This is a genomic window from Geminocystis sp. NIES-3709, assembly GCF_001548115.1.
GTDB lineage: Bacteria > Cyanobacteriota > Cyanobacteriia > Cyanobacteriales > Cyanobacteriaceae > Geminocystis.
Genome location: NZ_AP014821.1, coordinates 97407 through 112786, shown reverse-complemented (window position 1 = coordinate 112786; position 15380 = coordinate 97407). Strand labels below are relative to the sequence as shown.

The 15380-nt window shown below is 31.8% G+C and carries 10 protein-coding genes, 1 tRNA gene and 1 other RNA gene; 5 read left to right on the top strand and 7 right to left on the bottom strand.

The annotated features are described in order from the left end of the window. The first annotated feature begins 9 nt into the window (after positions 1–9). Entirely contained in the window at positions 10–1821 is a 1812-nt protein-coding gene (mrdA, locus tag GM3709_RS00370; protein ID WP_396229699.1) for a penicillin-binding protein 2, read from the top strand. A 505-nt stretch (positions 1822–2326) separates the two neighbouring features. Here mrdA and GM3709_RS00365 read toward each other — a convergent pair. Then, positions 2327–2527 carry a cation:dicarboxylate symporter family transporter gene (locus GM3709_RS00365; RefSeq protein WP_066115157.1) on the bottom strand — a complete coding sequence of 67 codons (201 nt, stop codon included), beginning with the start codon at positions 2525–2527 and terminating at the stop codon, positions 2327–2329. 123 nt (positions 2528–2650) lie between these two features. On the opposite strand from GM3709_RS00365, the gene GM3709_RS00360 reads away from it, so the two are divergent. Beyond that, entirely contained in the window at positions 2651–4891 is a 2241-nt protein-coding gene (locus GM3709_RS00360; protein ID WP_066115153.1) for an RNB domain-containing ribonuclease, read from the top strand. A 101-nt stretch (positions 4892–4992) separates the two neighbouring features. Here GM3709_RS00360 and ffs read toward each other — a convergent pair. Beyond that, positions 4993–5089, bottom strand: an RNA gene (gene ffs / locus GM3709_RS00355) — signal recognition particle sRNA small type. 157 nt (positions 5090–5246) lie between these two features. Between ffs and GM3709_RS00350 the strand changes: the two genes are divergently transcribed. Continuing rightward, positions 5247–5333 (top strand) — tRNA-Ser (locus GM3709_RS00350). A 139-nt stretch (positions 5334–5472) separates the two neighbouring features. Here GM3709_RS00350 and GM3709_RS00345 read toward each other — a convergent pair. The 5 genes from GM3709_RS00345 to GM3709_RS00325 form a co-directional block, all read right to left on the bottom strand. Then, a complete protein-coding gene (locus GM3709_RS00345; protein ID WP_066115150.1) occupies positions 5473–8163 on the bottom strand; it encodes a response regulator in 2691 nt (896 codons plus the stop codon). 111 nt (positions 8164–8274) lie between these two features. After that, positions 8275–10842: a methyl-accepting chemotaxis protein gene (locus tag GM3709_RS00340; RefSeq protein WP_066115147.1), complete on the bottom strand. Its 2568-nt coding sequence runs from the start codon at positions 10840–10842 to the stop codon at positions 8275–8277. Between the two features lie 393 nt (positions 10843–11235). Beyond that, entirely contained in the window at positions 11236–11688 is a 453-nt protein-coding gene (locus GM3709_RS00335; protein ID WP_066115144.1) for a chemotaxis protein CheW, read from the bottom strand. 61 nt (positions 11689–11749) lie between these two features. Beyond that, positions 11750–12112 carry a PleD family two-component system response regulator gene (locus GM3709_RS00330; RefSeq protein WP_066115141.1) on the bottom strand — a complete coding sequence of 121 codons (363 nt, stop codon included), beginning with the start codon at positions 12110–12112 and terminating at the stop codon, positions 11750–11752. A gap of 7 nt (positions 12113–12119) precedes the next feature. After that, on the bottom strand, positions 12120–13250 hold the full coding sequence (locus GM3709_RS00325; protein ID WP_066115138.1) for a response regulator: 1131 nt from the start codon (positions 13248–13250) through the stop codon (positions 12120–12122). Positions 13251–13652: 402 nt separating this feature from the next. On the opposite strand from GM3709_RS00325, the gene GM3709_RS00320 reads away from it, so the two are divergent. Further along, positions 13653–14129 (top strand): PD40 domain-containing protein, encoded by a 477-nt coding sequence (locus GM3709_RS00320; protein ID WP_071827990.1) that lies wholly within the window; start codon positions 13653–13655, stop codon positions 14127–14129. A 126-nt stretch (positions 14130–14255) separates the two neighbouring features. Next, the gene (locus GM3709_RS00315) at positions 14256–15164 is read left to right on the top strand and encodes an alpha/beta fold hydrolase (RefSeq protein WP_066115135.1); all 909 of its coding nucleotides are present in this window, start codon (positions 14256–14258) and stop codon (positions 15162–15164) included. The last annotated feature ends 216 nt before the right edge of the window (positions 15165–15380 follow it).

Here is a 15380-nt window from a genome sequence, read left to right as displayed (position 1 = left end):
AATTACGCAATAAATAACAATTACATGGGATTAGCAAATTTAGTCAAAAAACCGATAAGAAAAACCACGACGAAAGTTTATGAACCGAAAAAAGTTTGGTTAACGGTAGGACAAAAAGATCAACCTATATTTATTATGGTGGTAATTAGTCTTTTTTTATTTGGTGCTATTGGTCTTCGTCTAGGATACCTACAAATTGTTGAAGGTGACAAGTATTCTCTCAAAGCTGATAGTAATCGCACTAAAATCATTCCTAAACCCCCCGTAAGAGGTAATTTATTCGATCGAAAAGGAAGAATATTAGGCGCAACCAAACTATCTCATTCCGCCTATTTATGGCCAGTAGTACAAAAAAAAGAAAATTGGCTTCAAATAAGAACAATGTTAGCCAATATCCTCAATATCCCCGAAGACAAACTACAAGAACTTTTAGAAAAAGAAGGTTATGATTCTCCTACATTAGTACGCATTGCTCGGAATTTAACACCCCAACAAATCACCGCTATTGAAGAAAATCGAGACATCCTTTCGGAAGTAGAAGTCGATACCGATACTGTTCGATATTATCCCCAAGGAAAAGTTGGCTCTCATATTTTAGGCTATACCAGAGAAATTAACGGCGAGGAATTGAAAGCGAGACAAAATGAAGGTTATCGCATGGGGGATGTGATTGGAAAAATGGGAGCAGAGGCCGGTTTTGAGTCAGAATTGCGGGGAGAATGGGGGGGGATACTGATGGAAAGAGATGGCTCTGGAAAAGTGATCCGTAAACTAGGTATTAAAGAAGCTAAGGCAGGAAATGATGTTACTTTAACCCTTGATTTAGAATTACAAAAAGTCGCAGAAAAAGCCCTCGGCGATCGTAAAGGTGCTGTAGTTGCTCTTGATCCCAGAGATGGTGCAGTATTATCTATGGTAAGTTATCCTGCTTTTGATCCGAATATTTTTTCAGGCAGAATTACTGAACAAATCTGGCAAGAAGTACAAGGAAAAGGCAACCCGTTTATTAATCGAGCCTTAGTAGGATTTCCTCCAGCTTCTACCTTTAAAATCGTCACAGCCACAGCCGGGATGGAGTCTGGGAAATATTCTCCTAGCACCGTATTACCAACTTATGCCTATCTAAGAGTGGGCGGTACTGCTTTTGGGGAATGGAATCGATCGGGTTTTGGCCCTATGGGATTTGTAAGTGCTTTAGCATGGAGTAGTAACACTTTTTTTGGTCAAATCGGCAATGGAGTCGGTGGAGAAACCTTGATAAAATGGTCAAGAAACTACGGTTTTGGTAGTAAGACAGGCATTGAAATTCCCGAAGAAAGCGGGGGATTAATCGCAGATCAAGAATGGAAACAGAAGCGATTTAACTGGGATTGGACAGTAGGTGATACAGTTAATATGTCGATCGGACAAGGATTTACCCTAGCGACTCCCTTACAAGTAGCAGTAATGTTTGCAGTACCAGCTAATGGTGGTTATAAAGTGATTCCCCATCTTTATCAAGATAAAGCTACCTATTTAAAAAAACGAGAATCCCTCAATTTAAAACCTCAAACCGTCAATACTTTACGGGAAGGATTACGAGCCGTTATAACGAGAGGTACAGGGGGGAAAGTCGCATTATCAGGAGTTGCAGTTGCTGGAAAAAGTGGTACAGCTGAAGCACCACCAGGAAAATCTCATGCTTGGTTTGGGGGATATGCCCCCTATGATAAACCTGAGATCGTTGTAGTAGCTTTTGTGGAGCATTCTGGAGGAGGAGGAGGTTCAACGGCAGGGCCGATCGTCCGACAAGTTTTAGAGGCTTATTTTCAAAATAAATAGGGATTGCTCAATATTCTGATGAAGTTAGGAGTTAGCAGTTAATCTATAACCCACTTTGAAATAAATTTCAGGGCTTATAGCAAAAGTCTCTCTTAGCGACTAAATTGCGTATTGCTCATTCCTCATGATTCTCAAGGCTTTCTACCATTTTCAAAACAGCAGTGTTTAAAACCTCAAAAAAATTCATAACAATGATACCCCGATCTAAAGTAGAAAATAGCACCGAAGATTAGAGAGAAAATGAAACAAGTAAATATCGATCGTCAAAGGATTTTCTAAAACTATCATTGCTAATATTAACTTGATTATTGATAATAGAATATTCGACATTTTTTTATAATTGTTCCCCCTTAATAAAACCTTTTCTTATTCTGTATAAATACCCTCGGTTGAATCACACTTACCAAAATTAAAGGTAAAATAACCACTATTTCTGTCATTATTATATATAAGCTAAGAGTTTTAAAACTCACACTTTTTAATAGTCTTAAATCTTCTAAACCAGTTACACGGTAATTATTGAAGTTATAACTAACGGAATTACTAACATAAGTAAAGCATTTATAAATAATTCTCCTAAAAAATAAATTCCTTTACCCCAAATAGGTAAAAACCCACCTAACAAAACACCACAAAAAATGCCAATTAAAATTGGAATTAATAAAGATTTTTGGGATTTATTGTTAATAAATATTTCTTCATTCATGATAATTAAGTACAATAAACAATGAATAGTGAATAGTTGTTAATTTCTTATTACTTGACGAATACCATTCGCTCTTGGAAATTTTCAATTTTCCATTCTAAATTCTACATTTTGCTATTCCCTATGATTAAACCGAGAAAATTCGCCTCTGCACAAATCAAACAAGCATCCGCTATCAACCTAGCAGATTATTACAGTAATCGTTTGCCTGTTTTTGGTATTACTATCGATGATGACACTACTGTCGATCGAGATGATGGTATTTGGTTGGTAGAATTGAATAATGGGAATTTTGAGCTACAAGTCAGTATTACCGATGTTTCCACCATAACCCCCAAAAATTCATCTATTGATGAAGAAGCGTTATTAAGAGTTATCACCTTATATCACACGAGTCCACCCACTCCTATGTTACCTAGTCATATTAGTACTAATTTAGGATCATTGGAAGAGGAAGAAAGAAGATTAGCGTTGACAATTTTTTTTCAAATAGATAGTAGTGGAAATGTTAATTCTTTTCGTATCAAAGAAACAATTTTTACCAATAAAAATGCTTTTAGTTATGAAGAAGTTGAAAAAATATTAATGAATCCCCAAGATATTGCTGAACATAAATTATTAGTAAAAATGCAAAAAGTTGCCCAATTAATAGGAAAAAAAAGAGGAGGAAATTCAGGAATTTTAACGGTAGATGGTTATCTTGATGAAGATGGTAATTTAATTCAAGAAAATGTTAATACTTACCAACTTATTGCGGAGTTAATGATTCTTACTAATACCACGATCGCTAATTTTTTAGCAGAAAATAATGTTTCAGCATTATATCGTACTCAAGATGTTGGTACAACAGATTTTGAGACAGTAAAAAAAACCATGGGGCATTGTTTAGTACCCGCTAACTATCATCCTTGGGCAAAACCTCATGTTGGCTTAGGTTTAATGGCTTATACTCACTTCACCAGTCCATTACGCCGTTATGTGGACTTAGTTAATCATCGTATTGTTAAGGCTATTTTAAGACAAGAATCTTCTCCTTATACTATTTCTGAGTTAGAAAATTTATGTACCCATATCAATAACTTTAATCAACAATTAAAAATCGATCGAAATAATTATATTAAGCAAAAAAAACAAGAAGATATAGAGAGAAAATTTAATAATATTGATAAACTAAATATTGAAAAATTGTCTGGGGATGAATTTTCAGATTTACTACAATATGCAGTTTTTAACAATGTCATAGATAAAATTTTTCCTTATATAGAATTTCGTTTAGATAAATTGCAACCAAAAGATTTTTATTTTCTTTGGTTTATAGCAAAAATTAATAAATTTTTTGATTTTGAAAATGTTAATAGTCCTTCTATTTTATTAATTAAGACACAATTAGATAGTTCAGTCATTGAATATAAATCTCAATATTCCACAGTAAATAAAAACTATTATGTTCATTGTTATATAGATGGATTAACGACAGAAAATCCTGCGGAAGATATTAAAAAAAATAAAGCAAAACAAAAAGCCGCTTTAGCTGTAATTAAAGGCTATGTTTGTGATGAATTAATATCAAATCCATCTCCCATCGAAGGATTAAGTCTCGTAGATGAAGAAAATCCCTTAGAATCTGATTTATCTAGTTTGAATGATAAAGATTTTTCTAAAATTTTAGATTATTGTATTAAAACTAATTTTGATGAAAAAACTATCGAAGAAATCACGAATAGAATCAATAATTTATTACCAAAAGATTTATATAAAATTTGGTTTCAAGGTAAGATAAATAGATTTTTTGACAAGGAAAATTTAGATACTATTTCGGTACTTTTAATTCACTCTCAATTAACTACTTGTCAGGTAGAATATAAAATAGATTATTTATCCCAAAGTAAAAAATATGTAGCTTATTGCTATGTTGATAATTTAACTCATCCACAACCTCAAGTGGATACGAAAAAAACAAAAGCAAAACAGAAAGCTTCTCTAGCTTATATAGAATCTTATCTCAATGAAAAACTAACAGATCAACCTGATTTATATATAGAAGAAGAGGAGAAAATCGACTATGACATATTAACAGAAAATTCCATCCAATCTAACCTAGTAGAAAATCAGGAAAAAAATATTATTGAAGATAATGACTGGGTATCAAAATTACATTCTTTTTGTCAATTAAATCACCTAGAATTTCCAGAGTATGAATTCAGAAATATTGATAGTTTTTTCACTTGTAAAATCAAGATAAATTATGGAGATAAAACTCTTATTTCTCACGGGTATGGTAGAAGTAAAAAAGATGCAAAAAAAAGTGCTTCTTATATCCTCGTGATACAGCACAATCTGAATTTATCTAAGTTAGTTATTTAAAAATAACGGAAGGAAAGAGATTATTCTAAAGTATTTATTTTTGTGATTTATTTCCTTTTTATTTATTTATAGGTTTGTATCGAACTATTTTTCTTTAAGGAAATGACCCGAAGCCTACGCCCATCATAAGCATCCCGTATTGCTGCTACCTTCCGGTTCTGACAAGGTTTGAGCGTCACGATCGCATAAGTTCGAGTCGTTCACCATTATAACAGATTTCTGATATTTTTCACAAGGCATTCAAAGAAGTATAGTAACGAAAAGATAAGTATAGTAAGGATTTTACTGCTCTTATAAAGATCTTAAGTTGACAAAAAAAAAGAAAACAGATATAATTAATAATTGTGTCATCTTTGGAGAGGTGGCCGAGTGGTTGAAGGCGCAGCACTGGAAATGCTGTTTGGGGGTAACTTCAACGAGGGTTCGAATCCCTCCCTCTCCGTTTTAGTAAAAAATTTAGACTAATTTCTCTCTATCAACGGATAATAATAGTATCAGAAAAATTAATATCCTGAACTGAAGTGTAAATAACATCAAAACTCCCAGTATCTTGATTTGAAAACTTTTTCATTCAATTCTATTCATTTAATTGCTAATTCTTCGATCGAGTCTATAATTTTAAGAGGATTAAAAGGCTTAGTCATATAAGCGTTTGCCCCTAAATCGAAGGCTTTTTGACGATGTAAATCATTATTTCTGGAAGTCAAAATAATAATAGGAAGATGTTGCCATTTTTCCGAAACCCTCACCATCTGTAGAAACTTATAACCATCAACCCCCGGCATTTCTAAATCACAGATTGCAATATTAAAAGATTGAGTAGTGCTTTGTAACGTGTTCCATGCTTCTTTACCGTCACGGCATTGAGTAACGTTATAACCAACTTGACTTAAAACACGATTTAAACTCCGTCTCACAGTAACAGAATCGTCAATTACCATCACCGATAATTCTTCTTTAGGGATACTTATATCGTCTTCTACAACCTGTTTATTCGTCAGTAAGGGTGTTAAATAATCAGGAATAAGAATAGGAACAAAACTACCATTTCCTAATATCGTACCACCGCCAATATAAGGCGGAATCGCGACAGTATCATCAAAACTTTTAGCAACGAGGGGTTTTTCCTCCACAATGCCTTCAACTCTCATGATAATTTCTTCTCCATTAATATTTAGCAATAAACCGATATAACCTTGAGAAATATCCATCGCAAGATTTTCATTATAAGGTAAAATTTGAGATAAATTATATACGGGAATTTTTTTTCCTTCCCATAGCATTTGATTATCATTAATATCATGATTAGACAAAGAAATTACTTTGAAAACATTTTCTGAAGGAATAGCAATAACTTGTTTAGAAATCTTAACTAATAATAGAGAAATAATATTTAATCCTAAGGGTATTTTTAGTTTAAATTCTGTACCTTTTCCGATATTAGTATTAACTTGAATTGTGCCTCTTAATTTCTCAATTTCAGCTTTAACAATATCCATACCCATACCTCTACCAGATAAGTCACTTACCTGAGATGCGGTAGAAAATCCGGGAGAAAAAATTGTCCTTAAAATTTCTTCTTGAGTCAAATCAGCAAACGAAATATTCTTAGCAAATAACCCCAAAGACAAGGCTTTTTCATATACTTTATTAATGTTGATTCCTCCTCCATCATCTTTTATAGTTAGGATGACACTATTACCTTCTATTTTTGCTGTTAATTTAATTATTGCTGGTAATGATTTACCTAGTTTTTTTCTCATTTCAGGAGATTCTATACCATGATCAAAGGCATTTCTAATAAGATGATTAAAAGGTGTTCTGAGAATTTCAATAATATTTTGATCAATTAATATATCTTTTCCTTCAACAACTAATTCTACTGATTTACCATAAGTTTTATTGAGTTTTTCTAAGGGCTTAAAAAAACCTCCGGCTAAACTTATAAATGGCACAAGACGCACTTTTCTTAATTCTTGATCTAAAATATTTAAAGATTTTTGCATCTCGATTAAGGTTTCTTGAAATTCTCGATTAACTAAGTCAAAATCTTCTCTTACTTCTTGTACTTGTATGATTAATTCCGTTAAATTTTGTAAGGATGTATGGACTTGATTATATTCATCAAACTCTAAAGTATCAAATTCTGATAATTGATGATTTAATTCCTTAATATTGTTAGCTAAGAAACTACTTTGGCTAATAGTTAATTGATCATACATAGACTCTATTTGTTCTTTAACTGGTGCTAAAGATTTTGTTTTTTTCTTAAGGTTAACACTGGCTTGTTTTAATTGATTTTCATATAATTTTAAACTTTCATAGTTGGTTAAAAGTTGCCCCACAATATTACTTAAGTTCGTAATTTTATCAAGAGGTATTCTTAAATTTCTAACATTTGCTGATGGTGATAAGATTTCATTATTATCTATTTTCTTACTTTCTAATTCTTTATTTTCACTTTTTTCGATCGTTGTTTCTGGTTGAAAATAACTGGAAAAAATAGGGTTTTTATTTCCTGCTAAAAATTGTTGTTTATGGTTTTCAATTTCTTCGATCGATTTTCTGGTAAAGTTATCGGGGGAGTCTTGATTATTGGCTTGTAAATCACGAATAACTTGACTAAGTTTTACTAACCAATTACAATTTAAAGCCTGACCTAATAATTGACATTCTTCTAGTAAAATATTCAGACTATTAGTAATATTTTTAGGGTTAGCTAAAGAAGGATTATCAACAATTTCTTTTACCCTCTCAATACAAGCAGATAAATCTTGATTTAAAGCCATGGTGATAAAACTATCATCAGCAAAACCAATATCTACTACGTCATTTTGAGGGTTTAGAGTAGCTAAAAACTCATCTAAAACCGTCAACAAATCAGAGCTATTATCATCACTAATAGAACTACTTTTTTCTAAGTTAATTAAATTTTCTAAATCGTCAATAGCTAAACTCAATAACTCAAAAGTGGTATTAAAATCACTAATTCTATCCTGCTGTAAAGCCTCAAAAATATCCTCTACTTTATGAGCTAATTTACTAACTACAGGCATTTCTGCCATTCCAGCACCACCTTTAATCGAATGGGCTGCCCTACCTAATTCTTTGTAAAGAAACTCTAATTTTTGAGTATCATTATTTTCTTGAAAAGACTGTTTTAAATCATCAATACCCTTAGTTAAAATATCTAAATATTCAGGTGCATCTTCTTCTAAGAAACAGATTCTTGCTTCTTCGGCAATAGCGGCTAAACTGGCGGCATCTAACATAATTAACAATGAATAATAGAGAATGAATAATGAAGAATTGAGAATTGAAAACTAATCAATTTTTTCCCTTTTTTTTATCTTGTCTTCCTGTCTTATCAAACATCAAACAAATTAAGACTGGCTGACTTGGAAACGGGAGGCGGATTTCTGCATTTCCATCGCTACTGTTACTAATTCCTGCAATGATTGAGAAACCGTATTGGATTCTTCGGCAATTTCTTTCGTGACAATGGCGACTTCTTCCATTTTTTTATTAACTTTTTGAGATATTAATTTTTGATTTATGGTACTTTCAGAAATAGACTGTAAAAGAGTGTCAATTTCATTGCTAATTACTGACAATTTTTGTAAGGTTTCTTTTGTATTTTGAACTAATTTAGTTCCTGATACTACTTGAGTACTACTTTGTTCCATCATCGTCATCATTTCGCTAGTTTCTTCTTGAATACCCTCTACTAATTGTTCAATTTCTTGGGTAGAAAAAGTAACCTGTTCAGCTAATCTTCGCACTTCATCAGCAACTACTCGGAAGCCTTGCCCATTTTCTCCAGCCCTAGCGGCTTCAATGGAGGCATTAAATGCTAAAAGGTTCGTTTTTTCAGAAATTCCTGAGATAATATTCACAATTTTGGAGATTTCTTGAGAAGAATCCGCTAAACGTTTGGCTTTTTTGGCAGTATCTGCCACTGTATGACGAATTTGATAAATATTATTTACTGTTTCATTAATAATACTTTGTCCTTCTTGAGCAGTGAATCGAGATTTACTGGCAATTACCGCCGCATTTTGAGCGGATTCACTAATTTTCTCGATCGAGTTGGTAATTTCTTGAATGGATGTGCTAATAATTTGAATAGAGTTATCTTGCTTGTAAGAATTTTGGGCAAGATGGTTAACAGATTCACCGTTACTTAAGGCAGTTTCGTTTAATTGGTTGGTGGAGACAACGACTTGTTTTACTAATCCTTCTAAACTTCTCATAGTAGCATTAAAAGCATCGGCGATCGAGCCTACTTCACCAGATACCACTTCTGCTTGAATACTTAAATTTCCCTTACTGGCTTTTTCGATGTCTAAAAGAAGGTTAATAACGTTTTCCTGTAAATTTTCTCGTTGCTGTCGTTGAATTTCTACTTCTTTCTCTCTTTTTTGGGCAATTTCTTCTATCTCCTTAGTGTAAGTATCAATTTTTTCTGCCATCTCATTAAAAGTTTGAGCTAATTTTCCCACTTCATCTCTTGATGTAACTTTTGCTCTTACACTTCGATCGCCAGAACCAATTTTCTCCGCAGAGATTTGTAGTTTTTCAATAGGTTGAGTCAAAATTTTACTAAAATAACTAGCTAAAAATAAGGCGACAATTAGACTTAAAAAACCGACAATAATTTGATAGGTAACACTTTGATTAAATATTTGTTGCAAACTAGCTTCTGGAGTACCACGCACTAAAAAAGCAATATTTTCACCCTCAAAATCTGGTAGGGGTTTTATCGCTATAGTATGCGATTGATTTTCGATCGTCATTCTACCAAGAATAATGTCATTATTTTCTTTTTTTAGTTTTTCTAATAAGCTAATATCTAGCAGGGGAATATTTGCTTTAAATTCCTCACTATTTAAAGGTTGAAAAATAGAAGTAACTAGGTGAAAATCGTCATTTTTAAACATATAAATAGCATTATAACCTCCTCCCATAGCAGAAATAATATCTTCCAACAATATACTATTATCATTAACTAATTCTCCTGCCATTAAAACTCCGATCATTTGCTGAGATTGAAAATCATTAACCGGAGTTAAACTAACATTCATTAAGACATTTTCGCTATTAATTTTACTAGCAAAACTAGGATTTTCTGCAATAATTTCTTTTCGAGGAATAATCACATTAGTTTCTAAAACTTCTCTGGTTTTGATCACTTGACTTACCAGATTTTCTAAAATAAAACTTTGTCCAAATCTATCTTTATTTGCATTAACAATTATCCTACCATTTAAGCCGACTAAAGTGGCATATTCAATACCTCTTGCTTTAATTTCATTATTCAAAATTGTTCTCACCATATTTTTGAGAATAGGGTCAATTTTTCCTTGTGCTTTATAGGTTTTCGCTGTTTCAATTATGCCAATATTATCAGCTTTTCCTCTAAATCCTGAAGTAATATTTTCTAGGTTAGAATTATAGTCGATCGAGGTTATATTTAACTCCGAAATGGCTCTTTTTTCTAGTTGATTTTTTCCTAAAATTGTGGTGATAACTCGTCCTGCAATTATAACTCCAACCGTAGAAACTAAACTAGCAATTAATAAGGCAATAAATTGTTTATAAGCAATAGGTAAATCTTTAAATTGTTGCCATAAATTAATATTTTTTATTACAGTAGTTTTTTCTCGATTTTTATTTATCTTACTCTCATCATCTTCCTCTGAAAGTAAATATTTTTTGTTAATTTCTTCAATAGCTTTATTTGCCGTATCGGTGAAAACTTTGTCTGTATCTTGCTCAATAATCGATCGATAAACCTCGATCGCTTCATGGTAATATTGTTCTTGTTCTAATACAGTAGCTAAACTCAATTTTGCTGTCAAATCTTTAGGATTAGCCGTGACATTATTTTGTAAGAATTTAATCTCATCAGAAAAACTGGAGTTAGCGGTTTCTTGTTGTAATTGATTCATAATAGGAATTAGGAATTAGGAATTAAGTATGGTACGAGTGACAATAATACTCTCTTAGCTAATTATGAAGTATAATACGAGGGACAACAGTAATTTGAAATTTGAGAATTTTCACTCCTCTCTACGCCCTCTTTCTGTTGCCTTACAATGCTTTTCCAATGAATAAACTACATTTTTTATCTCTGGCAAAGTCGCAAAGGAGAATGGAAAGTGTAGTTTGAAGAAATGAAAACTGCTGTAATCAGTTTTTTCTGTCAAATGTTAAACTCAAATATTATTTAGTCGCTAAGAGATAGTTTTGCTATGAGCAATGAAGGTTATTTCAATAAAAATAATTAGGAAAAAAACAATTTCAATGAGATAATTTATTGTCATAATAATTTAAGCTAATTTTTATCGTGATAAAGAAAGATTAGTTTGATTAAGAGAGTTTTTTACATTCCCTAAATTAATAATTGGGATATTTTCAGTATCAGAAATTATACCTTGACAATAATCATGACAAATATTGAGACTATCATCATTAAAAGATTTATCTACATCATAAAAAGTCTTAATTTCTCCCAACTTTTGGACTAAAAGTCCTAAGTTATTATGATGAATTTTAGTCAATAATATAGTCAAAGAATTTAAGCCAATATTTTGTAATGATTGCTGAAATAAAAATTGAGATAATTCCACAATCCAAAGAAAATTACCTCGATGATTTGTTACTCCTACTAAACTATTATTTACCCCTGGAATTGGACAAATATCACTACAGTTAATATTGATAACTTCTTGTACTTGATTTAAAGGAATTGCGACTTTTTTTCTACCTACTAACTCGACAATAAAATAATCCATAAGCTTAATTAATTTAGAATTATTTACTAATATTTGACTAGAGCGAAATAACTTAAAATTACTATAAATAACTTTTGACAGTATTAATTAAATCTGTGGGAGAATAAGGTTTGGTAATATAAGCATTTCCTCCTTGTCTTAAAGCCCAAAATTTGTCGAAATCTTCATCTTTAGTGGTGACAAAAATTATCGGCACGATTTTATAATTCATTTCCTTCCGAATATGGCGACACACATCTAAACCACTCATATCTGGCATTACAATATCCATTAAGATTAAATCTGGTTGCCCATTATTTTCCAACCACTGTAAGGCAGACTCCCCACTATCCACGAGAGTAACTTCTACTCCCATACTCTGTAATAAGCCATTAACGAGCTTTTGTTGTGATTTTGAATCATCTACTACTAATACTTTTTTCATCGTTGTTTTATACCTCCTTTTGAATGTTATCGTTGACGGATTGCACTAATTCTTGGGGATTAAAGGGTTTGCAAATATAACCTATCGCCCCCACCATTTTCGCTTTGACTCGATCGAGTACTCCATCTCGTCCTGTTAACATAAGAATAGGAATATCTTTGAGTAATTCTGACTGTCTCATCATATAGGCTAGTTTATAACCGTCGATGTCTGGCATATTAATGTCCATGAGAATTAGATCGGGTTTTTGTGTTACAAACACACTTATCGCCTTTGCTGGTTCAGTAATACTAATGACATCAAAACCACCAGCAAGTAAAGTCATTTTGACAACTCTTTGTATCGCTTGACTATCATCAATACAGGCAATCAAGGGTTTTTCTATGGTTACGATAGATTCAACAGATTTGACATTTAAGAGATTAAGACTTACCAAAGGTTGAAAAAATAAACCTAAATCTAAGACAGATTCTCCAGAATAAGTACCAATTTCGTATAAACTACACTGATCATCTAAATAGGGTTTTAATTTTTCTAACCGTTGCCATTGAGGTAAATCATCGGCAAAATAAGAACGAAGAGAATGCCAATCACTATTGACAAAACGCACAAAAGGTGAACTAATATCTCCTCTAATTTGCGCCCAACCACGAATTTGGCTTTTAACAGGTTCGACTAAAGATTTAGCACTTTTGCTTAAAATAAGAGGATCTAAACTTACTATTTTCTCATATTTTACCTCTGCTCTGGGTAAGGCTAAACAAAAAATCATTGCCTCTTGAGTCATACCAAACAAAATTTCTCTGACTTGCTGAGAGTTTAAATGTTTTTCTTGCCATTGATAATAGATAAATTGATAATCGTCTTCTAAATCTTGAGGAATATAAAAATTATATTCAGAAAAATTATGAGATAAAAGATAATTAACTCTTTCCCTTTTTCTCGAGGTATTGGTAGCAAAATGGATTTTTCCTTTTCCTAGATAAATAATCCATTGTATCTCTCGATCGATGGGATCTTGAATAATCAGTTTTCCCGATATTTTTTTACCTAATAAACCTTGTAAAACCTTATGAGGAATTGCTACTATTTGTTTATTAGAAGAGGTAATACTATTTTCCACCATAGCATTAGTCATAATTTTTCTCTATATTTAAAACCTAAAATTTATTCTTCTTAATCAAACAGGAACTTTTACTACAATTTATCTTGTATTTTAGTTTTAACTTACCCTTAACCTTACCTTAATAAAGTTATAAAATAGTTTCACTAATTGTCTTATTTAAACATAGCAAAATTTGATATTTTTTTTTAATTAATGTGTTCTACAACACATTGGTTGATTTTAGGTAATTGACGATAAATAATATTACGGTAGATAATTAATACAAATGACCAATAAGTTTTTTTCTACAGTGAAATAAATTTCATAGCTAATAGTAAAAGTCTCTCTTAACGATTAAAATAATTATTCATTGTTCACTATTCACTCCTTATACTTGTGAATAAAAAGTATTTATTTTCGTTTATTTATTTGATTATGACTTTATTGTTGAGTAGTTGTAGTAATTATCCTCGACTACTTACTTTCCCTTTTTCTGATAATACAAGAAGTTTTAATAGTCGTTCATCTGAATTAAGTCCTTACATTGCAGGGCAATATATTACTTTTGTATCCGATCGCAACGGTTCACAAGATGTGTATTTATTTGATGCCAAGAATCGGCGGTTAATCGACTTACCCGGTTTAAATTCGATTAATGAAGTTGCCTTAAATCCCTCTATTTCTGAGGATGGAAGATATTTAGTCTTTGCTATTGTTAGTCAGGGAAAATCAGGTCTTTATCTATACGATCGTACTACTCAACAAAAGCGTCCCTTAATTACTCAACAAACCAGAGAAATTCGTAATCCGATGATTAGCAGTAATGGAGAAAAAATTACTTTTGAAGTCGCAAATAATGGTCAATGGGATATTGTTGTAACAGACATCCGAGGCAACCCCATCAATAATTAGGATTTAAAAATTACTAAAAACTTTTCCTCCTACTCATTGGTTATTTAAACTACTAAATTAAGTTATATTAGAACTAAAAGCCTCCTTTAATCTCGGAGAAAAAATCAAAGAGAAAAAATAAATTAAATGAACAAGATTAATATTCGTGGAGTGGATCACTTTTATGAGTTTACTAAAAGTACTTCCCCCGACATTTCTAGTCCTGTATTGGTATTTATTCACGGATGGTTACTTAGTCATCAATATTGGACTCCATTAATCGATCGATTGAAACATAAATATTCCTGTTTAACCTACGATTTAAAAGGATTTGGAGCATCTCAACTTCCATCCTTAGAAAATAAATTCCCTAACTCAGAATTATCTTTTTGCTTTGATTTACATAGTTACGCCCAAGATTTAAAAGAGTTACTAGAAAAATTAGAAATAAAAAAGGCTTGGCTAATAGGACATTCTCTAGGAGGTAGTATTGCTTTATGGGGTGCTGATATTTGTAATGATATGATTGAAGGAGTAATTTGTATAAATGCCGGAGGGGGAATTTATCTTAAAGAAGAATTTGAGCGTTTTCGTAAAGCAGGAGAAAATTTAGTCAAGTTTCGTCCTTCATGGTTGCTACATTTACCTTTTTTTGACTTCATTTTTTCTCGAATGATGGTAAAACGTCCTCTAAATCTTCAATGGGGTAAATGTCGATTACAAGACTTTATCTGTGCCAATGAACAAGCTGCGATCGGATCATTACTAGACTCAACCACAGAAAACGAAGTACACTACCTACCACAAATTGTTGCTCGTTTATCTCAACCAGTATATTTTATTGCGGGAAAACAAGATCAAATTATGGAACCTCAGTATGTCAAACATTTAGCCAGTTTTCATCATCTTTTTCAATGTCATCAAGATAATGTCTATGAAATTGAAGAATGCGGTCATTTTGCCATGTTAGAGCAAACAGATTTAGTGACAAATTATACTAAAAAAATTATTCAGCAATACCACACCAATATCTGTCAAGATAAAATGCTACGATAGTTTAATAAGTTCATTATATTTGGATAATTTTCCTTTTAAACTTAACTATGCTTAATACTTTTTTATCTCTATCTATTACCAGTATTGATGTTTATTGCCTTGTCTCCTCAAATCATCAAAATTAGTTAAAATCGAGATTCTGAAATTATTTACTTCTGATGGAAAAAAAAACTCACCTTGAGAAGTTTTACTATTACAATTATCCTAAAAATTATA

Excerpts from the sequence above, each read along its gene's own strand:
- GM3709_RS00335 (WP_066115144.1), bottom strand. The coding sequence starts at position 11,688 with ATGGATTATTTTATTGTCGAGTTAGTAGGTAGAAAAAAAGTCGCAATT.
- GM3709_RS00325 (WP_066115138.1), bottom strand. The coding sequence starts at position 13,250 with ATGACTAATGCTATGGTGGAAAATAGTATTACCTCTTCTAATAAACAA.
- GM3709_RS00345 (WP_066115150.1), bottom strand. The coding sequence starts at position 8,163 with ATGTTAGATGCCGCCAGTTTAGCCGCTATTGCCGAAGAAGCAAGAATC.
- GM3709_RS00360 (WP_066115153.1), top strand. The coding sequence starts at position 2,651 with ATGATTAAACCGAGAAAATTCGCCTCTGCACAAATCAAACAAGCATCC.
- GM3709_RS00315 (WP_066115135.1), top strand. The coding sequence starts at position 14,256 with ATGAACAAGATTAATATTCGTGGAGTGGATCACTTTTATGAGTTTACT.
- GM3709_RS00340 (WP_066115147.1), bottom strand. The coding sequence starts at position 10,842 with ATGAATCAATTACAACAAGAAACCGCTAACTCCAGTTTTTCTGATGAG.
- GM3709_RS00365 (WP_066115157.1), bottom strand. The coding sequence starts at position 2,527 with ATGAATGAAGAAATATTTATTAACAATAAATCCCAAAAATCTTTATTA.
- GM3709_RS00330 (WP_066115141.1), bottom strand. The coding sequence starts at position 12,112 with ATGAAAAAAGTATTAGTAGTAGATGATTCAAAATCACAACAAAAGCTC.
- GM3709_RS00320 (WP_071827990.1), top strand. The coding sequence starts at position 13,653 with ATGACTTTATTGTTGAGTAGTTGTAGTAATTATCCTCGACTACTTACT.